This is a genomic window from Mesorhizobium sp. M0618, assembly GCF_040320765.1.
GTDB lineage: Bacteria > Pseudomonadota > Alphaproteobacteria > Rhizobiales > Rhizobiaceae > Mesorhizobium.
The window spans coordinates 54665-79911 of the sequence record NZ_JAMYQH010000018.1 but is presented as its reverse complement, the minus strand read 5'-3'; the positions used below and the strand labels follow the sequence as shown (position 1 = coordinate 79911).

The following is a 25247-nucleotide window of genomic DNA, read 5'->3' as shown; positions in this document are numbered from 1 at the left end:
CGTGAATTGCCTTACAAAACGGTAAGCTGGATGGATCCTATCGGCGGCCTGCCTTCGCAACCAGCACCGCTGCCTGCGCGGCCGCCAGCCTGGCGATCGGCACGCGATAGGGCGAACAGGACACGTAGTCGAGGCCGACCTCTTCGCAAAAGCGGATCGAGGACGGATCGCCGCCATGTTCGCCGCAGATGCCGAGCTTGATGTCTGGCCGCGTCGCCTTGCCCTTTTGCGCGGCCATGCGCACCAGTTCGCCGACGCCGTCGATGTCGAGCGAGACGAACGGGTCCTGATCGATAATGCCCTTCTGGCGGTAGGTTTCCAGGAACGAGGCCGCATCGTCGCGCGAGATGCCGAAGGTCGTCTGGGTCAGGTCATTGGTGCCGAAGGAGAAGAATTCGGCCGACTCTGCAATGACATGGGCACGGATCGCGGCGCGGGGGAGCTCAATCATGGTTCCCGTGAGGTAATCGATCTTGACGCCGGTTTCCTCCATGACGCTCTTGGCAACCGCATCGATGCGCGCCTTGACGTAATCGAGTTCCTTCACCAGGCCGACCAACGGCACCATGATCTCGGGGACCACCAGGGCGCCGGCCTTCCTGCCGGCCTCCACCGCCGCCTCGAAAATGGCGCGTGCCTGCATCTCGGCGATCTCGGGATAGGAGACAGCCAGGCGGCAGCCGCGATGGCCGAGCATGGGGTTGAACTCGTGCAGCGCCTCGGTGCGCTGCCTGAGCTTGTCCGGCGACACCTTCATGGCGGCGGCGACCTCGGCCACCTCCTCCTCGGTCTTCGGCAGGAATTCGTGCAACGGCGGATCGAGCAGGCGGATCGTCACCGGCAGGCCGGCCATGATCTCGAACAGTTCGAGGAAGTCCGAGCGCTGCATGGGCAGAAGCTTAGCGAGTGCGATGCGCCGGTCCTTTTCGGTGTCGGCCAGGATCATCTCGCGCATGGCGACGATGCGCTCGCCGTCGAAGAACATGTGCTCGGTGCGGCAAAGGCCGATGCCTTCAGCGCCGAAGGAACGCGCCATGCGCGCGTCGAGCGGCGTTTCCGCATTGGTTCGTACTTTCATGCGGCGCACCGCGTCCGCCCATTCCATGATGGCGGCGAAATCGCCGGAAAGTTCCGGCTGCAGCATCGATACGGCGCCCTTCAATATCTGGCCATTGCTGCCATCGATGGTGACGATGTCGCCCTTGCGGAAGGTCGAGCCCATCGCCATCAGCGTGCCGGCCTTGTAGTCGACACGCAGCGAGCCGGCCCCGGAGACGCAAGGCTTGCCCATGCCGCGTGCCACCACCGCGGCGTGGCTGGTCATGCCGCCGCGCGTGGTCAGGATGCCTTCCGCCGCATGCATGCCGTGGATGTCTTCGGGGCTGGTTTCGATGCGCACCAGGATCGCCTTGCGGCCTTGCGTCTTCAATTCCTCGGCGTCACCGGAGGAAAAGACGATCTCGCCGGTGGCGGCACCGGGCGACGCCGGCAGGCCAATGCCAATGACATCGCGCGCGGCTTTGGGGTCGATGGTCGGATGCAGCAACTGGTCGAGCGAGGCCGGGTCGATACGGGCGACGGCTTCCTCTTTCGTGATCAGCCTGTCCTGCGCCATCTCGACGGCAATTTTCAGCGCCGCCTTGGCGGTGCGCTTGCCGGAGCGGGTCTGCAGCATCCACAATTTGCCGCGCTCGATGGTGAATTCGAGATCCTGCATGTCGCGGTAGTGCTTCTCCAGATTGTCGGAGATGGTGACAAAGGACTGGAACGCGTCAGGCATCAGCTTCTGCAGCGACGGCTTGTCCGAGCCGGCTGCGATACGCGCCGCTTCGGTGATGTTCTGCGGCGTGCGGATGCCGGCGACGACGTCCTCGCCCTGCGCGTTCACCAGGAACTCGCCATAGAGCATCTTTTCGCCGGTCGAAGGGTTGCGCGTGAAGGCAACGCCGGTGGCCGAGGTTTCGCCCATATTGCCGAACACCATGGCCTGGACGTTGACCGCCGTGCCCCAGCTTTCGGGAATATCGTGCAGGCGGCGATAGGTGATGGCGCGGTTGTTCATCCAACTCGAGAACACGGCTGATATCGCGCCCCAGAGCTGCTCGTGCGGATCCTGCGGAAAAGGCCTGCCGAGCTCTTCCTCGACCTTGGCCTTGTAGAGCGCGATGACGCCTTGCCATTCGAGCGCCGTCAGTTCGGTGTCGAGCTCGTGCCCGAGCCCGCCCTTCTGATCCTCCAGGATTTCCTCGAACACCTCATGGTCGAGGCCCATGACGACATCGGAATACATCTGGATGAAGCGGCGGTAGCTGTCATAGGCAAAGCGCGCATCGCCGGAATCGGCGGCCAGCGCCTCGACCGTCTCGTCGTTCAGGCCCAGATTGAGCACGGTGTCCATCATGCCGGGCATCGAGGCGCGAGCGCCCGAACGCACCGACACCAGCAGCAGTTTCGACGGGTCGCCGAACCGACGGCCGGTCAGCCGGCCGATGTGATCGAGCGCGACCGCGACATCGGCTTCCAACCCGGCCGGATAAATACGGCCGTTGGCGTAGTAGGCGTTGCAGACCTCCGTGGTGATGGTGAAGCCCGGCGGCACCGGCAGCCCCAGGCTGCACATCTCGGCTAGGTTGGCGCCCTTGCCGCCCAGGAGATTCTTGTCGCTGGCACGGCCTTCCGCCGCACCATCGCCAAAGGTGAAAACCCATTTGGTCATGCATCGCTCTCCGGTTGCAGGAGATTGGAAAGATTGGCGAAACGGAAAGTTCCGCCGGTCCGTCCTTGGAGCGATATGATGCTGCAGTGCGAAAGGCAAGCGCCGGCAAAGCGGTCGGCCTTCTACAATCGATTAAGCAAAAGCCGCGTCCGAAGATGCGGCAAAATGACTTGCCATTCCGAGGTTTTTGATGTAGAACATAAAGGGAACAAACAGGTGCGCCATGAAACTGCCCGGAAAACTCGACTATCTGGAAATGCCCGCGACCGGTGGAACGCTGGACCGGCTGAAGGCTTTCTACAGTACTGCCTTTGCCTGGTCGTTCACCGATTATGGGCCGACCTATTCGGCCTTTGCCGAAGGCCTGGACGGAGGCTTCCAGGCAGATGCCGCGGAAGCGCCATCAAAGCCGCTGCCCATGCTCTACAGCAGGGATCTGGAGCAAACCCTCGACGCTGTCGAAAGCGCCGGCGGCACGCTCGTCAAACCGATCTTCCCGTTCCCCGGCGGCCGGCGCTTCCACTTCGTCGATCCAGCCGGAAACGAGATGGCGGTGTGGTCCGAATAGCCCGCTGCATATCATTTGGCAGTGCTGCGTTGCCTGCCCAATTCGAGCGTTCCAACCGTCACTCATAAGGATTGTGCTTTTTGGCTGCTCTGCTAATAACGCGCCGCACAAGCGACTCTGACGGCAATTGGGGCGTCGCCAAGTGGTAAGGCATCGGTTTTTGGTACCGACATTCCCAGGTTCGAATCCTGGCGCCCCAGCCAAACACCTTTCTAGTGATGGCGGAGCGGCCGCCCATAGCACAGGCATGCCGGTGTCGTTGCAGACCAGCCTGGCGCCGTTCTCCTCTGACAGGAGATCGTGCTCGACAAACAGTCCGTTCCAACCCGCGCCGCTTTCTGCTTGAATACCCTCGACGTCCCGCAATGGAGCATCGCCCTATCTCAAACGATCCCTTCGCTTCCTTGCAGCAACGTTTCCTTGCCCGGTGTGCGGATCGGCTCGTGGAGTTGAAGGCCGCCCGTGAGAGGAGGGCTGTGCCCGGCAGCAGTTCCGACGATACGCTGATCGGGATCGCCCACTCGCTGGCGGGTGGGGCCGGAACGTTCGGCTTTCCGGGTATCAGCGTGCGAGCGTCCGAGCTTGAGACGCTGCTGATCGAGCGATCGGATGTCGCACATACTGCGCTCGATGCGCTTATTGCGGAGATCGAGCGGACGCTGAAGTGACTCAACCGAAGAGGCTCACTTCTTCGGTCCAGTCAGGCCGGTCCTGGTCATCTCGCCCCAGCTCTGGTCGGCGCGCAGATATTGCCACCAGCCCTTCACGCGCCAGAAATTGTTGAGCTGGCGGTAGCCGAAATTCTCGATCACCGCCACGGCCGTGAGCACGGCAAGGTCCCGCGCGCGCGGAAAACGCTGAAGCTCGGCTTCTTCGAGAACCAGCGAACACACGCTCACGCAAACGCCGTAGGTGAAAACCAGCGACGTGAATGCCAAGAGATATTCGGTCGAGAGGATGCCGAGTAGCCAAAAGGCTGGGATCAGCACATAGCCCAGCACCTCCGATATCGGCCCAAGCACATCGACAATCAGTATGTGGCCAAAGCCGAGGAAGCCGACCCGCCCATAGCGGGGATTGAAGAGCATGGAGCGGTAGCGGAAGAAGCACTCAAGCGCACCGCGCTGCCAGCGCGTGCGTTGCCTGGCTAGAACGCGCAGTGACTCTGGCGCTTCTGTCCAGCACACCGGCTCCGGAATGAACTGGATGCGGTATTTGCGTTTGGTGTCCATCATGTGGCGATGCAGCTTGATCACAAGGTCCATGTCCTCGCCCATCGACCCCTTGGTGAAGCCGCCAACCGCCACCACTTCGGCGCGGCGGAACACGCCGAAGGCGCCGGACACCAGCATCAACGTGTTGATGCGGCTCCAGGCCAGCCGTGCCATAAGGAAGGCCCGCAGATATTCGACCACTTGGAACAGTGCCAGCAACCGGCTGGGCAGGCGGATCTCGCGCACCCTGCCCGCTTCGATCCTCGATCCATTGGCGATGCGGATCGTGCCGCCGACGGCGATGGTGCGCTCGGGATCGTCGATGAAGGGCTGGGCCGCGCGCATCAGTGCATCGGGCTCGAGGATGGAGTCGCCGTCGATCACACAAAAGAGAGGCGCGCGGCAGACATTGACGCCGGCATTCTGGGCATCGGCCTTGCCGCCATTTTCCTTGTCGACCACAAACAGCCGTTCTGTCATCGGCGAGGAATAGAGGCCGCGGATCGGCTTGTGTGTCAGGGCCTCCTCATAGGGCCGGTGGAATTTCACCAGCTTGAAGCCTTCGATAAGGCGCTGCAGAGTCTGATCCTTCGAGCCGTCGTTGATGACGATGACCTCGAAATTCGGATATTCGAGCGCCAGCATCGAGTGCACGCTCTCGACCACGTTCACTTCCTCATTGTAGGCGGGCACCAGCAGCGCGATCGGCGGCGCTACGTCGCCATAGCGGTGCCACAGCAGAGCCGAACGCGCGACCGGCGGGCGCTTGGACAGGGCGTAGGCGGCGATGATGAGCTGCAGCAGGTAGATCGCCGTCTGCGCCAGCCCCGCCCCGATGATGAACCAGGACAGGATGGAGGCCCCCAGAACGATCTCTTGGCTCCAGTCGAACATCAGGTGGCTGGCCCCTCGGCAAGGATCAGCGAGGCTGTGCGCTGCCTGCGCGAGACGTCGCTGGCGGCGATCTCGCGCAGCACCTGCTCTCCCTTCTGGCCAAACGAGCGGAGCGCGTTGGCAGCGGCATAGCGCACAGTCCATGCCTCGTCGTCCATAAGCTGCGCGAGGGGCGGGGCGAGTTCAGACAGGCCGAGGCGGCCCGCCGCATCGGCAGCGTCGGCGCGTACATCCCAGCCGCCATTTTCCATCGCCTTGATCAGGATGGCCGGCGCATTGGCATGTCCGGTCAGGCCGAGTGCCCGCAATGCGGCTGCGGCAACCTCCGATGACGGATCGCCGGCCGCGCGAGCAAAGAACTCACCAAACCGGAACCCGCCGTTGCGGGCAAGCGCATCGATTGCGGCCGCCCTGATGAAAGGCACCGCGTCCTGACGTCCGGCGTAATCCCTGAGTTCGTCGAACCGCTTTGGCGGAAAGCGCCTGAAAAGCTCGATCAGGCGTCGCGAGCGCTGTCCCGCCACGCCGATCTTGCGCAGCGTTATGACGAGCGGCGGCAAAGCGCCGAGATCGCAGAGCGCGATCGCGACGGCGATCCTGACCTCACGTGATCCGTCGCGGTCGAGTGCCGAAAGCAGGCTTGCCACCGCGTTTTCCGAACGCAGGGCCGCCAGCATCTCGGCCGCGTGGATGCGTTCGGCGCCGTTGCCTTTTTCCAGTTGGGTGCCGACAAGCGCCGGCAGGCCACATTCGTTGAAGGCTGAGAGGAGCTCGTCGTGCTCCTCGCCGCGCAACAGCGAAATAAACTCGAAGCCGGCATCGACCGCCACCCTCGCCGGCACCGCCAGCAGCGCCGTCTTCAATGCCTCGCGATCCCGATTTTCGGTGAAGGCGATCAGCGCCGTCAGAAGAAGGCGCCGCTGATCGGCGCTCGCCGTCCCCCGGCGCTCGTGCAGCACTCGGCGCGTGATCAGCAGAAGCATGATCGCCAGGGAAAGGGCACTGAGCAGGATGGATAGGTGCCAGATGTACAACATGATCAGAACCGCGTGGTTAGGCCGAGCCCGAATATGGTTCGGTCGAATGTCGGGCGCTGCTCATGGGCGAGGCTGCCGCGCAGCGTCAGCGGATCGGTGACGTCCCAGGAGATTCCGGTAAAGACGGTACGCGTCGGCACCAGCGTGCCGTCGGAGATCTCGGGGGCATCCGCATAGCCACCGAACACATTGACTCTCGGGGTAACTGCAAGATCGGCCCGCAGCACATAACCATCGGCGCGCGTGCCGATATCGTCGGCTGCGTGGACCCAACGTGCCGAAAGCCCCAGCCGGCCGTCCAGGACATAGACTTGCACCCAGGGCGAGATTGTGGAGACCTCGGCGGTGGCGAAATTGTCATAGCGAGCATCGATGTTGAGCGAGAACGGGCCGAGCGCTTTCGCGGGCGCCATGATCCGCCACGAAGCGCCGGCCCCGACCGAATATCGTGCCAGGAAGTCGGCATCCGGCGTCGCCGCTGCCAGCACATAGGCCGAAACCGTGGGCGAAAAGGCCTGGTCGATACGGCCATCAATCTGAACATCGGTGCGACCGTAGCGAGTCGCCATCCGGGTGCGGCCCGAAATGGTCGTCTGCGGGGTGAGCCGATAGGCAAGGCCGGTCGAACTGTCTGTCCAATCACCAAGTCCATCGGTGAGGTCGCTCACTTCGCTACCGATATCGAGCCGCCATTTGCGCGGCGGTGACGCAGCTAGTCTCTGCTCGATGTCGCGCGAGCCGGGTTCGAGGGCAAGCGCCTGCCGGTAGGCATCGCGCGCGGCGTCGTCGTCGCCACGGGCGCGGCGCACATCGCCGATTCCCACCAGCGCTTCGGCATTGCGAGGATCGATCGCCAGAACCCGCTGAAACGATTGCTCGGCCCGCGTGTAATCCTGCTCGATCAGGGAAATCCGCGCGTCGAGGCCGAGCGCCTCGGCATTGTCAGGCACAGTGCCAAGCACGTCATCAACCGTTGCGCGGGCGCGCGGCACGTTGCCCTGCCAGATCGCCAGGCGGACCTTGCCGAGGCGGGCGTCGAGAAGGCCGGGCCTGATTGCCAGCGCCTGGTCGAAGAAATGCCCGGCCTCGTCGAATTTCTGTTGGGAGCCCGCCACGAGACCCATGGCGACCAGGATGTCGGTGTTTTTAGGCGCCAGCCGCAGCGCGCGGCGATAGGCGTTCTCCGCCTCGGGCAATTGTCCCGCCGCCCGCAATCTCTGGCCCTTCTCCATCAGGCCGGCGACAGGATCCGGCCGCGGCGGGCGCAGCTTCTTCCTCGCGGTCGCAGGCTTCTGCTTGCTGCTGTCGGCCTGCTGGGCCTTGCGGATGTTGGCGACAAGCATCGCCGCGTCGGCATTGCCCCGCTCGGCACGCGACACCTCTTCTGCCAGTTGCAGCGCGGCGTCCAGATTGCCTGAGCGGAACTCGACCTGAGCGATGCCGAAGCTGGCATCCAGATAGGTCGGCGCAAGCGCAAGCGCCCTGGAAAAGGCTTCACGCGCCGCCGGCAGATTGTTGCGGCCAAGCTCGGCGAAGCCAAGTTGCACCAGGGCGTCGGCATTGTCGGGCTTGAGCGCCAGCGCACGCCGCAACAGCTCCGCCGCCTCGTCGAAATGCTGGGCTTGCCTGGCCTTGACGCCGGAAGCGTACAGTTCATCGACCGCCTGGGCCAGCGCGGCGGCAGGCGCCGATTCAACCGCCAGGAAAACGCATGCCGCAAGGACAGCGCGACGGCCACGCCACATCAGCGTTTGCCGCTCTTGCGCGCCAGCAGGCGCGCAAGCCGGGCCAGGAGCTCCTCGGGAATGAAGGGTTTCACAAGGTAGTCGTCGGCTCCCTTCTCAAGGGCCGAGACGATGTCCCTTTCGCCCTTGCGGGCGGTCAGCATGACAACCGGGATTTCCGACAAAGCCGGGTCGCTCTTGATGCGGGCAAGAACCTCCAGGCCGTCGGCCTTGGGCATCATCGCATCGAGCACGATGATGTCCGGCGCCTCATGCTCCGCCTTCAAGAGCGCTTCCGCCCCGTCTATGGCCTTGATGACCTCGTATCCCTTTGCCCTGAGCCTGAATTCCATCAGTTCGAGCAAGAGGGGATCGTCATCGCAAATCAGAACTCTTGCCTTCGCTCCGTTCACCAGCCTTGCTCCGGTTCGCGCCTCGTTTTGCCGCTTGCCCCCCGGAGTGATTGATCCATGAACCGACGTCCGCCAACGCGGTTCATGCAGACAGACACATTCTTCTCAATCTCTCGCCTAGCTCCGCCGATGCCGCGCGATTATAGACAACCTGATTCGCTACGCCTGCACCTCGGCACAATCAGTAGATGAATAAGGCGACATGGTATAGGAGCCGTGAACGGCGTCGCACAGTCTGCAGCCAGACTGCGCTCGGTGCCCACGCCAAACGTCGGCTCAGGCGCGCGATAGAAGCAATCTTTTGACTTCACCGGCAAGCGCAAGCGGGTCGAACGGCTTGGCGATCACCCCTACCGCCCCCATCGCCAGATAGCGTTCGACTTCATGCGTCTGGGTGCGCGCGGTGATGAACACCACAGGTATCGAAGCCGTCGGCCCGGACTCGGCCAGGCGCCTCAGCGTCTCCGGCCCATCCATGTCCGGCATCATTACGTCGAGCAGAATGAGGTCGGGCCGCCATTCGGCGGCATCGACCAGCGCCTGCATGCCGGACGGGCAGGACCGCACCTCGAATTCCGGCTCGAGCTCCAGCGACATCTGGGCGATTTCGCGGATATCGTCCTCGTCATCCACATAGAGAATCCTTGCGGGCATGAGCGTCACTCCTTGGCGTGCGCGGCAGGTTGAGTGCGGGGCGAAACCAACATGCTCCTGACCAGCTTTGCCACATCGATTTCCGACGCCCTGGTCTTGGTCATGATGGCCTGCACGCGATCACCTAGTTTCTGATCGAGCTCCGCCGCCGAAAACACTATGACCCCGGTCTCGAGCGGCAGATCGGCCAGCAGGTCCAACCCCGAGCCGTCGGGGAGTGCAATATCCAGGATAACCAGGTCGAAGAGATGCCGCGCGATCGCCTCCCGGGCGTCCTTGAGCGTCTTCGCCGAAGTAATCGAGACACCCGAACCCAACCCCTCCGACATCACCGCAAGCACGCCCTCATCGTCCTCGACATGGAGAATCTTCGGCCTCTGCTCGGTCCTGCCAGCAAGGATCTTGGCAAGGGCGGCGTGAAGCCGCTTTGAATCCACCGGCTTCTCCAGCCAGTCGACGATACCGACGGCGCTGCCGTTGAGCGAACGCCTGGCCTCATCGGCAACGGCGGAGATGACGATGACCGAAATGTCGGAATTCACCGGCGATGCCCTAATGTCATGGAAGAGTTTGATGCCGGATTCCCCCGCCAGCTTGATATCGAGGGTCAAGGCCACGTATTCGCGGGACCGCAGAAGCGCCTTTGCGGTGGCGATATCGGGTGCGACGTCGCTGGAAAAGCCTTCCGCATCCAAGAGTGCCGCAATCACTGCGGCGACGTCGGTCTCGTCTTCACAGATCAGAACCCGTAGGCGGCCATCGGGCTTCCGTGTCAGGTGCGGTGGCGGATACGGCCTTGGGTGGTGCCTGCGTACTTCTGCAAGGTCCACGTGGAACGAGGTTCCCTTGCCTTCCTCGGTTTCGAAGGAAACGGCTCCGCCCAGTTTTTCGGTAATGGCCTTGACGATGCTCAAGCCCAGGCCGGTGCCGCCTATCTTACGGGTGCTGGAGGCGTCGGCCTGCTCGAATTTTCCGAATATACGGCCGCGGAAAGCCTCCGGGATGCCAGCGCCCTGGTCCATCACGGAAATCCGCAGCATGTCGTGGTCATGACGCTGGAATTTCACTGTGACAGTACCGTCGGCATGCGAGAACTTGATCGCATTCGACAGGAGGTTCGCCATCACCTGATGCAGGCGATCCGGATCGATGTTGGCCTCGGCGCGCGGGGCATCGTCGATCAGAACGATCCTGATCCGGCTGTCAGCCATGTAGTTGGAGCTGGCGGCAATGGCCTGCTCCAGGACCTGACGGACAGGCATCTGCTTGATCTTGAAGGTGATCACGCCCGATTCGATCTTCTCCATATCCAGAATGTCGTTGATGAGAAGAACCAGCCTTTCGCTGTTGGTGTGCGCGATGTTGACGAGATTGGCGGCCTTGGGCGGCAGTTCGCCGGCCACACCGGCCGCGATCAGGCCAAGCGAGCCGCGGATGGAGGTCAGCGGGGTCCGCAATTCGTGGCTGACCGTGGAAATGAAATCGTTCTTGAGCTGGGCGGTGCGCTTCTGCTCGGTGATGTCGCGATTGTAGGTGATGACGCCGACGATCTTGCCGGCCTCGTCGCGAAAAGGGGCCTTGAGCGTGTAGAGCCAACCTTGCCGCCCATCGGGGAAAAGCGCGGGCTGGTCGATCCGCAACGTCTGCCCGGCCTCCAGCGCGCCCATCTCATCCTGCCGGAAGCGTTCGGCCACCTCCCTGGGGTAGAAATCGAAATCCGTCTTGCCGATCAGATCGTCGACCGAAGCGGCGCGAACCATTTCGGCGGTGGCGGGGTTGGCGGCGATGAAGCGGCCGTCGACATCTTTTATGTTCAGGCAATCCGGCAGTTCGCGAACCATGGCCCGGTAGGTCATGTTGGACATCAAGAGCTCCCGCCGGCGCTGCTGCCGGTCGAGCAGGACGCCGATGATGATTGTGCTGAGAAAGCGGAATACGAGGGAGGGGAACGTGCTCTGCTGCACAAGGCCCGTGACGGCTTGCGCCGGGATGACCAGGAGCGTGATCAGCCCGGCGAGAGCGACCGTTACGCCCAGACCGAATATGTCGTACATGGTGCGCGATCGGGCCGCGACGATGTGGTGCCACGCAATGCCTACGATTGCGGTAATGAGGATACCCATGACACCAGCACCCGCACCCTGCCCGCCGAGATGGACGCGATAAACAATGGAGCCGACCGTGGCGATGAGCATTGCCGGCCATCCGCCAAAGAACGCGGCAGCAGCAATGAAGGCGGCGCGCAGATCGACGACGAAGCCGGAGACGGACAGGGCAGTCGCCATGGAAATGATCGCGCCCACGCACATGACCATGCCGAGAAGCAGCGACTGCATCCGCCGCGAGAGACGCCCGGTGAAGTCCGCCACAAGGTCCCAGGCGACCACGAGGATGGAGACCAGGGCAAGGTTGGCGAGGAGTGAGTGCCAGATGTCGGTCATGACTTCGGCTCCTTTTTTCCGATAAATACCGACAAAACCTATCCGAGGTCTAAAGAACCTGCCCGGCCATGCCGTTCTATTCCCTTTGGGGCACATGGGACCCGAGAGTACCTTCCATGAAGCCGATCAGCTAATATTCGACTGCGTCATAAAATCAGATGAGCCAACGCCATGCGGCAAATTCGGGTCAGCATTTGCACATGATCTGGACAGTGTCGCCTTGAACATCTCCTTCTTTCCATACATAGGTCGGCCAGGTGGGTGGCGGCTCAACATGGAACTTCAATGAACCTTCCTATCTTCGCCATCAACCTCGATCGCGAGACCCAGCGCTGGAGCGAATTGCTCGCCAGCGCCGAAGCGGCAGGACTGACCTTGCAGCGCATTGCCGCCGTCGACGGTCGGGCGCTTGCTGAAAAAGACTGGACGGAGATCGATCTGCCAGCCGCGCGCAAGCTGAGCGGGCGCGACATCCTTTCGGGCGAATATGCCTGTTACCGCAGCCATATCCAGGCGCTGGAGGCATTCCTCGCGGGTGGCGGCGCCTATGGCCTGATTGTCGAGGACGACGTCCTCTTCAGCGAAAACACCATACGGCGCATCGAGGCCATCATCGCGGCGGTGCCGGATTTCGACGTCATCAAGCTGACCAACCATCGCATGAGCTTCTTCATGCGCGCCGTCGAGACGACGGAAGGCGACGAGATCGGTCGTGCGCTGCATGGCCCGCAAGGCTCGGCCGCCGCCTATCTGGTGACGCGGGAGGGCGCGCAGGGTCTGTTGTCGGCGCTCGCCGTTATGAAAATGCCATGGGACGTTGCACTCGAGCGCTTTTGGGATACCGGCCTGAAAGTCTATTCGGTCCGCCAAAACGTGCTTGGCTTCGCCGCCAGCAGTGGGATCTCGGGCATAGCCGGCCCCTCGGGAAGCTACAAATCCGCAAGGCTGGGCGGGCCGAGCCGGCTACGTGCCGGGGTGTTGCGGGCCAGCGACGAGCTGCGCCGCCTGCATCACGTCCTGCTGCCGCCCCCTCTGCCGCGAGATGCCCTGGATGATGCCAAGGACAACGCGCCGCGCCACACCTTGCTTCTGTTGCTTGCGGCACTCGCTATTCTCGCTTTGGTCTCCGCGGTGTGGCGCGAGGCCGACACCTACCGCTATGCGGGCCTGGCGCTGGCCCTGTTCGCGGTCATCCGCTGGTTCAGAGTGGATTTGTGGACCTACAGCAAACCGCTGATCGGTTGGGTCGGCTTTCTGTGTCTGGGCTGGTCGCTCTATGTCTTCATCCGACTGGCGATCGTCTATTTCGGCACCCACCAGTTGGGTGGCGCCGAAGGCATTTACATGTTTCCGCTGTTCTACGCGACGACCGGCTTCGCGTTTCTGCTGTTTGTCAGGCAACCCGCACGGCTCGTGCTCTGGTTCATGATCCTCAGTCTCGTCTTCCTGGCTGCGGACACCTTCTATTCGGACATGTTTCAAGGCATCCAACCGGCCCCGTGGCTTTTCAACAATCCCATCCACGCGTCGGTAGCGGCCGGTTTCATCTTCCTCTGCACGCTGCAATTCATGGCCTACTCGGCCCAGAGAACGGACCTCGGGAAAGCAACCAAGAACCTGCATTGGGTCCTGTCGACAGCCGTCCTGCTGCTTGCCCTCGTCAATATCATCGAGATGCGGTCAAAGGGAGTGTGGCTTGCGCTTGCGCTCGCTCTGCTCTTGTTGGCGGTCATGACCCTGGCGAGAGGCCATCGTCGCGAACTGTTGGTTTCGGGTGGCGTGCTGGTGATCGTGGCGGCCGGCATTGTCGCAGCACACAACATCTTCTCGTCCACCGCCGACGATACCATGGCCTTCGTCAAAACCTTGGTTCCGGATGTGTTCAGGCATGGCATCCTCCCCGCCTTCGATCGCGCCATCGCGAGCGATGCGGTGCCACTTGCAGCCAAGGAAAGGCTGATGCTGTGGGCGGATGCGATCAATATCTGGAAACGCCACCCGATCTTCGGAGCCAGTTCCAGTTGGCTGACCGAGTGGGAGAACAGAACCTATCATCCCATGATCTTCAACGTCTTCCACAATGGTTATCTGGAGATTGCCGTGCGCTATGGTGTGGTCGGACTGGCGTTCTTTGCCTTTCTCTACACCTGGTCGGCCAGGCAGGTTCTACTGGCCATGCGAGCCAAGCTTGTCGCTCCGGCCGCATGGTCCTGCTACATCTCCACACTGGTCTTCTTCGCCCTAACCATCCTTACCAATTCCAACAACCGGCTGGCCATGGGTGAGGCCTTCATGTGGTTTGCCGCGGCGTTCGGCTTCTACTGTTTTTATGTTCGCCAGCAGAAGAACCTTGTCGCGCCGCGGACCTATTTTTAGGGCCTGCCGGCGCAGCACGTATCTGACCAGCCGATTGCGACCAATGCACCTTTGACGCCCCGCTCAATTTCCCGATAATCGGGAAAGTCGATGCCAAAATCCATGGCTTATCGCCGGCAACCCCTTCGTTACGATCGACACAGATCACAGACGGGGGTTGTCACGGACATGCTGACGGACAGGCAGGCACGCGAGGCGGTGGAGCAGTACCGCGAGGAAGGATACGCGGTCGTTCGACAATTCGTCGACGGCGACGAGATGATCCGGCTGAAGAAGGAAACCGATGCGGTCTATGCCGAAGGCCTCAAGCATCACGCCACCTTCCGGAACGGCAACCTGAATTTCCAGATCCTGCCTGAATCGGACTTTGGCCAACGCTATGTGCTGCAGGCTTACTGGTTTTCCTGGATCAATTCCTATTTCGAAGCATTCCGCCGCAATCCCGACTATCTGAAGCTGCTCGAGGGCCTGATCGGCCGTGACATAAGGCAGATCGCCCAACAGCTGCACTGGAAGCCGCCCGGCGCCAATGTCACGGGTTATCGCTTCCACCAGGATCTGCGCTTCCGTAACCAGGCCGCCTTCGACAATGTCGCCGACGCCACCGTGACAACAGGCCTCGCGGTCGATCGGGCGACGCTGGACAATGGCTGCCTCCAGGTCGTGCCCGGCAGCCACAAGCTCGGCTATCTCGGCCTGTCGGACGAGGGAACCGGCGAACTGATGAAGGGCCTGACCGCCGAAGAAGAGTTGCGCAAGGTCGGCATCGACCCGGCGACCATCGTTCCGCTGGTGCTGGAGCCGGGCGACCTTGCTTTATGGGGGCTGCTTACCGTGCACGGCTCCTCGCCCAACAAATCGCAGCACGACCGGGCCTTTGCGCTGTCCAGCTATGTGCGGGCCGATACGACGCAACGTGGCGAATGGGCGTTCAGGGACGGTGTTTCGGTGCCGCTCGGCAAGACGCCGGCACTGTGCAAATACGAAAAGCTCTTCGAGGAGCCGGGGCCGATGTACGACACCACCGCCTGGTGGAAATGACGCCGCGTCGGGCGACGGGGGCAGAGGGGGCCTGGCGTTCGCGCCAGGCCCCTGACGGCGTTGGCCATGGGCAATCGCGCAGCATTTCAGGCGGTGAAGTCGGCCGACAGTTCGCGGATCAGGAAGTCGACGAACGCGCGCACCTTGGCCGCAATATAGGTGCGGTGCGGATAGAGCGCGTAGATCGGGCTGGAGCCAGGGCGAAACTCATCCAGTTGCACTTCCAGCCGGCCGTCCCTGATCGCAGCGTCGACCAGCAGGCTGGGCAGGTTGCCGATGCCGAAACCGGCGGTGGTCATCTGGTAGGCAGCCTCGACGCTGTTGGTCGAGATTCGCCCGCCGACAGCCGCATCGAAAGGGCCGTCGGGTCCGATAAATGGCCACGTGCCAAGGCGCTTGGCGAAATTGCTCAGCACGCAGGAATGGCTTGCCAGCTCATCCGGGTGGACCGGACGGCCGTTTGCATCCCAATAATCGGGCGTGGCGCAGACATAGTTGCGGACTTCACCAAGCCGGCGGGCAATCAGGGCGGAATCCGCCTGACCGCCGAAGCGGATGGCGACATCGTAGCCTTCCTCGACAATGCCGACGACATAACGCGCGGTGAGGTCGAACTCGATCGTGGTGAGCGGGTTTTCTTCGAGGAATTTCGGCACCAGCTTGGTTATGCGCGTGTGGCCCAGAACATTGGAGCAGGAAACCCGGATCAGGCCCCGCGTCTCCTTGTGCAGGCCGCGCGTCGAATCCTGCAGTTCGGAAATGTCGTCGAGCAGGCTGCGCGCACGCGGAGCATAGTCGCGGCCCGCCTCGGTGAGGCTAAGACGCCTTGTGGTGCGATTGATGAGCCGGACGCCGAGGTCGTCTTCCAGTTCCTTGATGGTGCGGCTGACCGCCGTCGTCGACATGTTGAGATCGCGCGCCGCCGCCGACAGGCTGCCCAGCAGGCAGACCCGATCGAACACCCGCATCGCCGTCAGAAGATTCATCTTGCCTTTCCCTCGCCGTCGCGGCCCCGCCGCCATCGGCTGCGTCCTGTAGAAAACAGCGACCAGCAACGACGCGGCAAGGGCATTCCACCGAATTTGGGCGTAAAATCAACAATGGGAGAACCGATATGACATCCAGACCTCTTCATCCCGCGATCGGCACATTTGCGAAAGGCGCGAAGAGCGGCGCGCTTGGCCGCCGCGAGTTCCTGGCGCTGGCCAGCGCCTTCGGCGCCAGCACGGCGATTGCCTATGGGCTCATCGGTCAGCCGGTCCCGGCGCTGGCCGAGGAAGCCGCCCAACCCAGGAAGGGCGGCGTGCTGCGTGTTGCCATGCAGGTGATGGAGCTGGAAGACCCGCGCAAGTTCAAGGTTTCGCAGATGGGCAACATCGCCATGCAGTTTCTCGAGCCGCTGGTGCGCTGGAAGCCGGATTTCACCTTCGAGCCGGTGCTGCTGCAGAGCTGGGAGATCAATGCGGACGCGACGGAATATGTGCTCAAGGTGCGTCCAGGCGTGAAATGGTCGAACGGCGACGATTTCAACGCCACGGATGTCGCCTTCAACATCACGCGCTGGTGCGAGAAGGATGCCGCCGGCAACTCGATGGCCGGGCGCATGACCGCGCTGATCGATCCCGATACCAAGGTGGCGCGCACTGGTGCCATCGAGGTTCGCGACGGCCACACCGTGGTCCTGAAACTGTCTCAGCCCGACATCACCATCATCCCCGCGATGACCGACTACCCGGCATTGATCGTCCACCACACCTTCAATCCGAAGGCTGCGCCCCTGTCGGCCAACCCCGTTTCCACGGGCCCGTTCGAACTTAAAAGACTCGATGTCGGCGTTGCTGCCTCGGTGCGCAAGCGGCCGGACGGGTCGTGGTGGGGCGGCGAGGTGTTCCTCGACGGCATCGACTGGACCGATTACGGCACCGACTCGGCCGCCACCGTCTCCGCCTTCGAATCCGGTGAGATCGACCTGAATGGGCAGACGCAGTCCTATGACGTCGCCATGCTCGACAGGCTGGGCCTGAAGAAAAGCGAGATCGTCACTGCCGCCACCCTGGTCTCGCGCTGCAACGTCAACGCCAAACCTTATGACGACAAGCGCGTGCGCAACGCCATACAGCTTGCGGTCGACAACGAAGCGGTGCTGCAACTGGGCGCCGACGGCATGGGTATCGTCGCGCAGAACGATCATGTCGGACCGATGCATCCCGAACACGCCGACTTGCCGCCGATCAAACGTGATCCGGTCCGGGCCAGGGCATTGCTCGAGGAAGCCGGCCAGCTCGATTTCGAGTTTGATCTGATCTCGGTCGAAGCCGATTACCGCAAGGAAAGCTCCGATGCCGTTGCCCAGCAGATGCGCGAAGCCGGCTTCAAGGTGAAACGCACCGTCATCCCGGAATCGGCATTCTGGAACGACTGGACGAAGTATCCCTTCGCGACCACCAATTGGAACGCCCGACCGCTCGGCATCCAGACCTATGCGCTTGCCTACCAGACCGGTTCGGCATGGAACGAGACAGGGTTCGCCGATCCCGACTTCGATGCCAAGGTCCACAAGGCCAACGCCATCGCCGATCCGGAGCAGCGCCGTGCGGTGATGAAGGAACTGCAGGTCATGCTGCAGGATTCCGGCATCATCGTTCAGCCCTACTGGCGAAAGCTGTTCTGCCACATGAAACCTGCCTTGATGGGTTACCAGATGCATCAGGCCTATGAGCAGGATTTCACCCGGGCCTGGCTCGCCGCCTGATCGCGGGCAATCCCTCCGACAGGGTGGCGCATTTTCGGCGCCGCCCTTCGCCTGCTCACCGGGAAAGTTGCGCCGAAGCGTCGGCATCAAGGGCATCCGAGGAGCAGTGCGGGCTTCGCATCGGGCATGATGCGCAGGTGCGGCCACACGCGCCATGCCTTGGCAGGTCGGCCGGGATTCCGGGCCACCGCACCGGACCGGTTGGCACATCAAGCGGGTGAAACTTTTTGGTTTCCGCCTCTGTCATCATCAAGCTCCGGTTCATGGCTGGAGCTTACTTTTGACTGATGGAAGTGAAACCCGCTTTCCCGGGCAACGACCTTCCCGAAAACCGGGAGAATTGCGCTCTTGGTGCCGACGGGGAGCCGAGGCAGCAAGACGACCCGCATGAGCGGTTTGCCGCCGCCTGATGTTATGCCGGATCTCAACAGGTCTCTGCCGCTCAGTTGGAGTAAATTCGCCTGCCTATTGTGCGGAACTCCAGCCTGTCTCGAACGTTAGAACCGACATCTGCGAGATATTTCCTGCTGACGCGATAGGCAGTATTATGAAGCGGGTGGGACGCCCCCAAGCCACACCGCCTGTCGGATATGAAGCAATTTTGCGTTGAGATCGCGGAACATGCAGCGTTATTTCCATCCAATCTGGAGATCTTAAATTGCCAGCTCGAATATGCTGCGTCTTTGGCAGCTGGCAATTGCTCAGCCTGGTTGCCTCACTTCGCCAATCAACAATGGATGGAAGCTCCCCGGCGGATGAGGAGCATGAGGATTACCTTCTGCTCTATGAAACGGCCGGCGTTTCCGAGCATTTCAAGACCGGTCTTGCTGAACTTGCGTCTGCAGTATGGACCTGGAGACGGATCATATGGGCGTACGACCTTCTGACGTCCGAGCGTAAATATGGGCAACTGCAAATTTTCCGGGTCCATCGTCTGATCCGAGACACAATTGGTCTCGACGCGAGTACCGCAGCTGAAATCTGGGCCTGCTTCGTTAACCGGCCATCGGAAAAAATACTGCTGGACTCATACCCGGAAGCCAAGATCATTTTGTATGAGGATGGCTTGACGTCATACCTTCCATTCGAAATGTCAACCATGTCACGGCCGCCAGGCACCAGGTTTAGACGGCGCATCACCGGAGCCTTGATTGCAGGAATCTCTACAATTTCACCGGCGTTCCGACTGAGGAAAGCGGCCGACAAGATAGAAAGACACCATCTGAGGCGGGTGACAAAGTTTTATTCTTTGCTTCACGAAATCCCCATTCACGATGCTCTGGAGAACGTACCAAGATTTCAGGTCGGCGCTTCGCTGATGCGCGACGTAATAGATGAAGCCTGCAGGGATGCGCTTTCCGGCGGCAAACATTGCCGTGCGTCAGCCAACCCACGGATCCTGCTGCTCGGCCAAGCATTGTCGCGAAACGGCATAATGTCGTACGCGCAAGAGGCGGCGATCTATAGACGAATTGCGGAGCAGATCGTCGAGAGGGGATACGACGTCGTCTGGAAGGAACATCCAAGAATAAGCACGCCCTTCTTCCCCGAATTGCTGGATACGGTCGGCAATGTGACGGCCGACGCCAGCACCAGGATCATGGAGGCGAGCCTCCCACACATATATCCGATAGAGCTTGTCGTATCCCGGATGAACATTGTTGGGTGCGTCTCCGGCACGTCAGCTGCCCTTCTCTACCTGAAGTGGCTTTACGGCATCAAAACATACACATTCGCGGAAACCTTGATCCCCCTGATGACCGGCGCGGATATTCTAATGAGCGAAATGGTGAAAGCCCATGCGGAGCCCTTTTCAGGGCTCCAATCTTTGAACGCAACCAAGGATCCGTTGAAAGGCGGCAGCCCGAACAGGTTGAACACGATCCTCTGAATCCAACTCAGGCAAACTCGATCTGGGACACCATCGATGTCAAAGCCGCTTTCAGTCCTTCAACGTGCCACCAGGGCCGACGTTCGATCGGAGCCGTTTCCACACATCATCCTGCGCGACGCCCTTCCCCTCGATCTCTACCAGGAGTTGGCCGACACGTTTCCCGCTCCGGAAGCGCTCGAAATCGATACGCGCCGCAACAACACCAGATGGGACTATGAGGCCCACCGCATTCGGTCGAACGAAGCTGTGCCGCAAATATGGCGCGATTTTATCGCCTACCATGTATCTCAAGCATTTTTCGCCGAGATCGCCGAACTGTTCTACGACGATATTCACAAGCTTTACCCTGATTATTACCCCAATTATGAACGCCTCAAGAATATGAAAGCGGGCATCAGGTTTAGTGACACCTATGCAACGCGCGACATACTGATGGATGCGATGCTCAGCGGGAACACGCCGGTAACCGATGCCGGATCGGTGCGGACAAGCCACATCGACAATGGCGACAAGCTATTTTCTGGCCTGTTTTATATGAGGCCGGAAGATTATGATGCCGTTGGCGGGGACCTGACAATTAGTCGTTTCAAGTCCAAATACGCCACACTGAAAGCCAAAGCGACACTCTTCAATGATGCCTATGTCGACGACACCCATTTGGAATGCGTCGAAACAGTTAAATACGACAAGAACATTCTTGTATTGTTCATCAATTCGATTGAATCGGTCCACGGCGTCACAGTCCGCCAACCCACCAACAAATCCCGGCTTTTCGTCAACCTGGTTGGAGAAGTCGAAAAGCCATTCTACATCAAAGGAAAAAAGATACGGCCGCGCTACGTCCCGGCGCATCAAAACCAGGATGAGGCGGAACAGACCTGGCTGAAAAGGCTCAAGCAAAAATTGCGGCTTTGAAAGACAACGCCGTCGATCTGAGTTTCAGCCTGAACCGCCAATACCGAGCCGGATTCGACCTTCGCGGCGGCCAGCACAGATTGGAACAGAATGAGATTTTATCCAGCCGCCGAACGGATCGCTTTTTCGGCACGCTTATCGCTGTTCTTGCCCTTGCATTGCTGCCTATACCCCGACTCGAGGAGTATGGGATCGATATCGGTTTCCGGTCCGACAAGCTGAACCACGTCAGCGCCTTTGCCGTCATGACTTTCCTTGGAGGGCTCGGCTGGCCCGATCGCAAGACAAGGCTGATCGTCTTCCTCGCCATGGTTGGAGCGGCGATCGAGGTCCTTCAGGGCACGGCGCTGATACGACGTGATCTGGATGTGTTCGACTGGGTTGCCGATTGCGCCGGCATCGCATGTGGCCTCGTGGCCGTGATCTGTGTGAACTGGATCTTGCGGCGCAGAGGTTGACCCTGTTCTCAAGCCTTATGTGCACGGGCGCCGATAGCCACAGGAGTTCGCCCTCGGCTCCATTGACTCGGCGAAATCGGATTGCAACGATCCGATCCGAGAGTGGGCGATTTTTCTACCTTGGCCGGACAGATGAATCTTCGGGCGCGGCACCCAGGAAGCGCGCCATCAGCATTGAGGGACGATGACGATCAAGATCAGGCTTCCGGGCGGTGTGTTGAAGGTCAAGCAACGCCATGAGTTGCGGCGGCGGGAGCACAAGGGCGAAGTCCCGGTCTGGCAGTTTGGCAAATATTTCGTCATCTGGTGGCCGAGTACAATTCCTGATCGACCCTCCAAGAGCTCGAATACTGACAAGGAGCTTGAAATGACGCTTCCATCGACTGGAGAAGGCACGTAAGCTCTATGCATCATGGCTTTTCGAATCAGATTGCCGGGAGGCACACTGAAGGTGAAGACCTACCGCGAACTGCGTGATCGCGAGCGGGATCGCAGGGTGCCTGTGCTGAAATTGGGACCACTCTATTTCGTCTGGGCTTCGGCCAAACAGCATTCGCACAAACACAATCCGACGCTCTGACCATTTGTCTTTGAGCAATTCCGCGCGAAAAGCCCTTAGAGATTTTCTTGGAATCGCTCCAGAGCGACCCATTCGCTGGCAGCGCCAACGGGATCAGCTTGCCTCGCGCATCGCTTCGGCCGCCTGCAGGTCGACCGACACCAGCTGGCTGACCCCCTGCTCGGCCATGGTCACGCCGAACAGCCGGTTCATGCGCGCCATGGTGATGGGATTGTGGGTGATGATGACGAAACGCGTCTCGGTGGTGGCCGCCATCTCGTCCATGAGATTGCAGAAGCGTTCGACATTGTGATCGTCGAGCGGCGCGTCGACTTCGTCGAGCACGCAGATCGGCGCCGGATTGGTCAGGAACACCGCGAAGATCAGCGACATCGCCGTCAACGCCTGCTCGCCGCCGGACAGCAGCGTCATGGTCTGCGGCTTCTTGCCGGGCGGGCGGGCAAGAATTTCGAGGCCAGCCTCGAGCGGATCGTCGGATTCGATCAGCTGCAATTCCGCCGTGCCGCCGCCGAACAGATGCGAGAACAGCCGCTGGAAATGGCCGTTGACGACCTCGAAGGCGGCCAGCAACCGCTCACGGCCCTCGCGGTTGAGGCTCTGGATCGCCTGCCGCAACTTGCGGATCGCCTCGATGATGTCCTCGCGCTCCGACACGATCGCTTCCAGCCGGTCGGATAGCTCCTTCTGCTCTTCCTCGGCGCGCAGGTTGACGGCGCCGAGCCGTTCGCGCTCGATCTTCAGCCGGTCCAGCTGACGCTCGATCTCGGCCATCTCAGGGATCGGGCTGTCAGCCTCAAGACCGGTATGGCGAATAACCAGATGCGGTGGTGTGTTCAGCGTCTCCTGGATGCGCGCCTCGACCTCCAGCCGGCGTTCGTCGGCCGCGGTCAGCCGCTCTTCGGCGCGAACGCGAGTCTCGCGCGCCTCGGCCAGGAACTGGATGGCGCCGGTGGCGGCCTTGTCCAGTTCGGATTGCCGGTTCTCCGCTTCCTGCAAACGGTCGGCCGCCGCCTTGCGCAAGCTCTCGGCCTCGGTGAGCTGCGACAGCAAGGCACGCCGCTTGGCGTCGATTTCATCGGGAGCATCGGCCAGCCGCTCGCGTTCGGCCTCGGCCTCGGCCTTGCGTTCGCCGAGCGATGCGATCTGCGTCGAGGCGTTTTCGGCCCGCTCCAGCCAGTTGCTGCGCTCGGCGCCAATGGCATCGAGCCGGCGCGCGCGCGCCTCGGCTTCGCGCCGCAGCCCCTCATGCACCGCACGCGCATCGGCAAGCGCGGCGCGGTCGCGGGCGACATTGGTCGAGGACTGTTCGAGCTGCAATTGCAGATCGCCAAGATCGGGCGCGTCCTGCAGCAGCATTTCGGCCTCGGCGAAGGCGGCCGAAATCTCCTCATGGCTGTCGACGATGCGGGCGCGCGCTTCATCGAGCGCGGCGCGCCGGCTCTGCAATTCGCCGCCGGCTCTCTCGGCCTCGGCCAACGCATTGCGGGCAGCGTCCAGCCGATGCTGGGCGTCACGACCGGCCTGGCGCGTGTTGCGCTCGGCCTCGCTTGCCAGGCGGAGCGCCTGTTCAGCCTCTCCCAGCGCCTCCTCGGCCTGGCGCAGGACTAGCGTCGCCTGTATCGCCTCGGCATCGAGCTCAGCCAGCCGGTTCTTCTGCGCCAGCCGTTGTGCTGCGGCGGTCGGCGCATCGGCGCTGGCGGTAAAGCCATCCCAACGCCAGAGCGCGCCTTCACGGCTGACCAGCCGCTGGCCGGGAGCAAGCAGCGGCTGCAACCGGCGGCCGTCGCTAGATTCGACGATACCGACCTGCGCCAGGCGGCGGGCGAGCTGTGCCGGCGCGTGGACCACGCTGGCCAGGCTTCTGACGCCTTCCGGCAGAGCCGCGTCGCCGGGCTGGATCGCGCTTTCGCCCCAATGCACCGGCGCGCTGCGGTCAAGCGGCACGTCGAGATCTTCGCCAAGGGCCGCACCCAGCGCCGTTTCGAAACCGCGATCGACGCTGATCTGCTCCAGCACGGCTGGGAAGAGATCGCCGCTGGCTGCATTCAGGATTTTGGCCAGCGTGCGCGCTTCGGTTTCGATCCGTGCCAGCTCGGCCCTGGCATCCTGAAGCGGTGGCCGGGCGGCGCTTTCGGCAGCGCGGGCATCGATGACCGACTGCTCGGTCTCGGACACGGCAGCCTCGGCCTCCTCCAGCAGCGCCATGGCCTGTTCGACCAGCACGCGCTTCTCGGCCGGATCGGGCAGGCCAGCGACTTTGGAGAGTATCTCAGACAATTCCCGGTCGACATCGGCAAGCTGGCGCGCGAAGCGGTCGCGGCGTTCGGCGGTATCGCGCAGCGTCCGTTCGATCTGGTTGCGCGAGGCGGCAGCCTCGGCCCGTTCGGCGGTCAGCGCGGCGAGTTTGGCTTCGCTTTGTGAAAGCGTCGATGCGGCCTGCTCGAACGCGGCGCGGGTGCTGGCCTCGCGCTCGGCGGCACCGGCATTTTCGGAATTCAGCGTGGCTTCTTCGGTGCGCAGGCGCTCAAGGATGTCCGCATTGTCGCGGACCATGCGCTCTTCACGCGCGATATCGCCGTCGAGTTGCTGCAGCCGGCGCTCGAGTTCGCTCTGACGGGCGCGGATGCGGCCGGCTTCCTCCTCGATCTGCGACCTGGCGATCGACAGGCGCTGGAAAGCGGCCGCCGCGGCGGCTTCCGCATCGCGCAGGTCCGGCAGGCGATGAGCGCCGATGCCTTGCTCCCTGGCGGCGGCCATCTGTGCGGCGGCGCGGTCGCCGACCAGTGCTGTCGCGACCGCCAGCGCCGAGCGCGCCTCGCCTTCCTGCGTCTTGGCCAGCGTCCAGCGCAAATGCAAAAGCGTCGCTTCGGCCTTGCGGATATCGGCGGACAGGTTCTTGAAGCGGGAGGCCTGGCGCGCCTGACGCTTCAGGCTTTCGATCTGGCTTTCCAGCTCGCCGACGACGTCGTCCAGTCGTTCGAGGTTCTGCTCGGCCGCCTTCAGCCGCAGTTCTGCCTCGTGGCGGCGGGTGTGCAGGCCGGAAATGCCTGCCGCCTCTTCGAGCAGCGCGCGGCGTGCCTGCGGCTTCGCCTGGATCAGTTCGCCGATGCGGCCCTGACCGACCATCGACGGCGAACGCGCGCCGGTCGACTGGTCGGCAAACAGAAGCTGCACGTCCTTGGCGCGGGCTTCCTTGCCGTTGATACGGTAAAGCGAGCCTGCCTCGCGCTCGATGCGGCGCGACACCTGCAGTTCGTCGGCATCGTTGAAGGCAGCGGGCGCCGAGCGGTCGCTGTTGTCGAGGAAGAGCGTCACTTCGGCGGTGTTGCGCGCCGGACGCGTGCCCGAGCCGGAGAAGATGACGTCGTCCATGCCGGACGCGCGCATATTCTTGTACGAGCTTTCGCCCATCACCCAGCGCAACGCCTCGACAAGGTTCGACTTGCCGCAGCCATTCGGCCCGACAATGCCGGTCAGGCCGCGTTCGATGACGAACTCGCCGGGCTCGACGAAGGACTTGAAACCGAGGAGGCGAAGGCGCGAAAACTTCATTCGCCCCGCCCACTAAGC

18 protein-coding genes and 1 tRNA gene are annotated in these 25247 nt (G+C 62.0%); 10 read left to right on the top strand and 9 right to left on the bottom strand.

What is annotated here, in order from left to right; translation table 11 throughout:
• Window positions 1-37: 37 nt before the first annotated feature.
• The gene (gene ppdK, locus NKJ04_RS19785) at window positions 38-2716 is read right to left on the bottom strand and encodes a pyruvate, phosphate dikinase (RefSeq protein ID WP_352677135.1); all 2679 of its coding nucleotides are present in this window, start codon (window positions 2714-2716) and stop codon (window positions 38-40) included.
• 223 nt (window positions 2717-2939) lie between these two features.
• On the opposite strand from ppdK, the gene NKJ04_RS19780 reads away from it, so the two are divergent.
• The 3 genes from NKJ04_RS19780 (at window position 2940) to NKJ04_RS19770 (ending at window position 3952) form a co-directional block, all read left to right on the top strand.
• The gene (locus NKJ04_RS19780) at window positions 2940-3284 is read left to right on the top strand and encodes a VOC family protein (RefSeq protein WP_352677134.1); all 345 of its coding nucleotides are present in this window, start codon (window positions 2940-2942) and stop codon (window positions 3282-3284) included.
• Window positions 3285-3412: 128 nt separating this feature from the next.
• A tRNA-Gln gene (locus NKJ04_RS19775) sits at window positions 3413-3487 on the top strand.
• Between the two features lie 240 nt (window positions 3488-3727).
• Window positions 3728-3952 carry an Hpt domain-containing protein gene (locus tag NKJ04_RS19770; RefSeq protein WP_352550787.1) on the top strand — a complete coding sequence of 75 codons (225 nt, stop codon included), beginning with the start codon at window positions 3728-3730 and terminating at the stop codon, window positions 3950-3952.
• Between the two features lie 15 nt (window positions 3953-3967).
• Here the strand turns inward: NKJ04_RS19770 and NKJ04_RS19765 are convergent, their stop codons facing one another.
• From NKJ04_RS19765 to NKJ04_RS19740, 6 genes are all read right to left on the bottom strand, one after another.
• Window positions 3968-5392: a glycosyltransferase family 2 protein gene (locus tag NKJ04_RS19765; protein ID WP_127269369.1), complete on the bottom strand. Its 1425-nt coding sequence runs from the start codon at window positions 5390-5392 to the stop codon at window positions 3968-3970.
• The gene (locus NKJ04_RS19760; protein ID WP_352677133.1) at window positions 5392-6429 is read right to left on the bottom strand and encodes a HEAT repeat domain-containing protein; all 1038 of its coding nucleotides are present in this window, start codon (window positions 6427-6429) and stop codon (window positions 5392-5394) included. Before NKJ04_RS19760 ends, NKJ04_RS19765 begins: the two co-directional genes overlap by 1 nt.
• Window positions 6430-6431: 2 nt before the next feature.
• Entirely contained in the window at window positions 6432-8174 is a 1743-nt protein-coding gene (locus tag NKJ04_RS19755; protein WP_352677132.1) for a YaiO family outer membrane beta-barrel protein, read from the bottom strand.
• The gene (locus tag NKJ04_RS19750) at window positions 8174-8566 is read right to left on the bottom strand and encodes a response regulator transcription factor (RefSeq protein ID WP_127270163.1); all 393 of its coding nucleotides are present in this window, start codon (window positions 8564-8566) and stop codon (window positions 8174-8176) included. Before NKJ04_RS19750 ends, NKJ04_RS19755 begins: the two co-directional genes overlap by 1 nt.
• A gap of 276 nt (window positions 8567-8842) precedes the next feature.
• The gene (locus tag NKJ04_RS19745; protein ID WP_292566459.1) at window positions 8843-9220 is read right to left on the bottom strand and encodes a response regulator; all 378 of its coding nucleotides are present in this window, start codon (window positions 9218-9220) and stop codon (window positions 8843-8845) included.
• A 5-nt stretch (window positions 9221-9225) separates the two neighbouring features.
• Window positions 9226-11661: a hybrid sensor histidine kinase/response regulator gene (locus tag NKJ04_RS19740; protein WP_352550795.1), complete on the bottom strand. Its 2436-nt coding sequence runs from the start codon at window positions 11659-11661 to the stop codon at window positions 9226-9228.
• Window positions 11662-11946: 285 nt separating this feature from the next.
• Between NKJ04_RS19740 and NKJ04_RS19735 the strand changes: the two genes are divergently transcribed.
• Both NKJ04_RS19735 and NKJ04_RS19730 read left to right on the top strand, forming a co-directional pair.
• Window positions 11947-14037 carry an O-antigen ligase family protein gene (locus NKJ04_RS19735; protein WP_352628665.1) on the top strand — a complete coding sequence of 697 codons (2091 nt, stop codon included), beginning with the start codon at window positions 11947-11949 and terminating at the stop codon, window positions 14035-14037.
• 168 nt (window positions 14038-14205) lie between these two features.
• Complete coding sequence (locus tag NKJ04_RS19730) at window positions 14206-15078, top strand: phytanoyl-CoA dioxygenase family protein (protein ID WP_352550799.1); 873 nt, start codon at window positions 14206-14208, stop codon at window positions 15076-15078.
• A gap of 86 nt (window positions 15079-15164) precedes the next feature.
• On the opposite strand, the gene NKJ04_RS19725 is transcribed toward NKJ04_RS19730, so the two are convergent.
• Window positions 15165-16064, bottom strand: a complete 900-nt coding sequence (locus tag NKJ04_RS19725) for a LysR family transcriptional regulator (protein WP_127290810.1) — start codon at window positions 16062-16064, stop codon at window positions 15165-15167.
• Window positions 16065-16192: 128 nt separating this feature from the next.
• On the opposite strand from NKJ04_RS19725, the gene NKJ04_RS19720 reads away from it, so the two are divergent.
• From NKJ04_RS19720 to NKJ04_RS19700, 5 genes are all read left to right on the top strand, one after another.
• A complete protein-coding gene (locus tag NKJ04_RS19720) occupies window positions 16193-17830 on the top strand; it encodes an ABC transporter substrate-binding protein (RefSeq protein ID WP_352677131.1) in 1638 nt (545 codons plus the stop codon).
• 658 nt (window positions 17831-18488) lie between these two features.
• Entirely contained in the window at window positions 18489-19721 is a 1233-nt protein-coding gene (locus NKJ04_RS19715) for a polysialyltransferase family glycosyltransferase (RefSeq protein WP_352613234.1), read from the top strand.
• A gap of 36 nt (window positions 19722-19757) precedes the next feature.
• Entirely contained in the window at window positions 19758-20639 is an 882-nt protein-coding gene (locus NKJ04_RS19710; protein WP_352613233.1) for a hypothetical protein, read from the top strand.
• Entirely contained in the window at window positions 20636-21097 is a 462-nt protein-coding gene (locus NKJ04_RS19705; protein ID WP_352677129.1) for a VanZ family protein, read from the top strand. Before NKJ04_RS19710 ends, NKJ04_RS19705 begins: the two co-directional genes overlap by 4 nt.
• Window positions 21098-21281: 184 nt before the next feature.
• Window positions 21282-21497, top strand: a complete 216-nt coding sequence (locus tag NKJ04_RS19700) for a hypothetical protein (protein ID WP_352613229.1) — start codon at window positions 21282-21284, stop codon at window positions 21495-21497.
• Window positions 21498-21770: 273 nt separating this feature from the next.
• Here NKJ04_RS19700 and smc read toward each other — a convergent pair whose 3' ends face one another.
• A complete protein-coding gene (smc, locus tag NKJ04_RS19695; RefSeq protein ID WP_352677128.1) occupies window positions 21771-25229 on the bottom strand; it encodes a chromosome segregation protein SMC in 3459 nt (1152 codons plus the stop codon).
• Window positions 25230-25247 lie beyond the last annotated feature (18 nt).

Excerpts from the sequence above, each read along its gene's own strand:
- NKJ04_RS19735 (WP_352628665.1), top strand. The coding sequence starts at position 11,947 with ATGAACCTTCCTATCTTCGCCATCAACCTCGATCGCGAGACCCAGCGC.
- NKJ04_RS19700 (WP_352613229.1), top strand. The coding sequence starts at position 21,282 with ATGACGATCAAGATCAGGCTTCCGGGCGGTGTGTTGAAGGTCAAGCAA.
- NKJ04_RS19710 (WP_352613233.1), top strand. The coding sequence starts at position 19,758 with ATGTCAAAGCCGCTTTCAGTCCTTCAACGTGCCACCAGGGCCGACGTT.
- NKJ04_RS19760 (WP_352677133.1), bottom strand. The coding sequence starts at position 6,429 with ATGTTGTACATCTGGCACCTATCCATCCTGCTCAGTGCCCTTTCCCTG.
- NKJ04_RS19725 (WP_127290810.1), bottom strand. The coding sequence starts at position 16,064 with ATGAATCTTCTGACGGCGATGCGGGTGTTCGATCGGGTCTGCCTGCTG.
- NKJ04_RS19730 (WP_352550799.1), top strand. The coding sequence starts at position 14,206 with ATGCTGACGGACAGGCAGGCACGCGAGGCGGTGGAGCAGTACCGCGAG.
- smc (WP_352677128.1), bottom strand. The coding sequence starts at position 25,229 with ATGAAGTTTTCGCGCCTTCGCCTCCTCGGTTTCAAGTCCTTCGTCGAG.
- NKJ04_RS19780 (WP_352677134.1), top strand. The coding sequence starts at position 2,940 with ATGAAACTGCCCGGAAAACTCGACTATCTGGAAATGCCCGCGACCGGT.
- NKJ04_RS19745 (WP_292566459.1), bottom strand. The coding sequence starts at position 9,220 with ATGCCCGCAAGGATTCTCTATGTGGATGACGAGGACGATATCCGCGAA.
- NKJ04_RS19740 (WP_352550795.1), bottom strand. The coding sequence starts at position 11,661 with ATGACCGACATCTGGCACTCACTCCTCGCCAACCTTGCCCTGGTCTCC.
- ppdK (WP_352677135.1), bottom strand. The coding sequence starts at position 2,716 with ATGACCAAATGGGTTTTCACCTTTGGCGATGGTGCGGCGGAAGGCCGT.
- NKJ04_RS19720 (WP_352677131.1), top strand. The coding sequence starts at position 16,193 with ATGACATCCAGACCTCTTCATCCCGCGATCGGCACATTTGCGAAAGGC.
- NKJ04_RS19755 (WP_352677132.1), bottom strand. The coding sequence starts at position 8,174 with ATGTGGCGTGGCCGTCGCGCTGTCCTTGCGGCATGCGTTTTCCTGGCG.
- NKJ04_RS19765 (WP_127269369.1), bottom strand. The coding sequence starts at position 5,392 with ATGTTCGACTGGAGCCAAGAGATCGTTCTGGGGGCCTCCATCCTGTCC.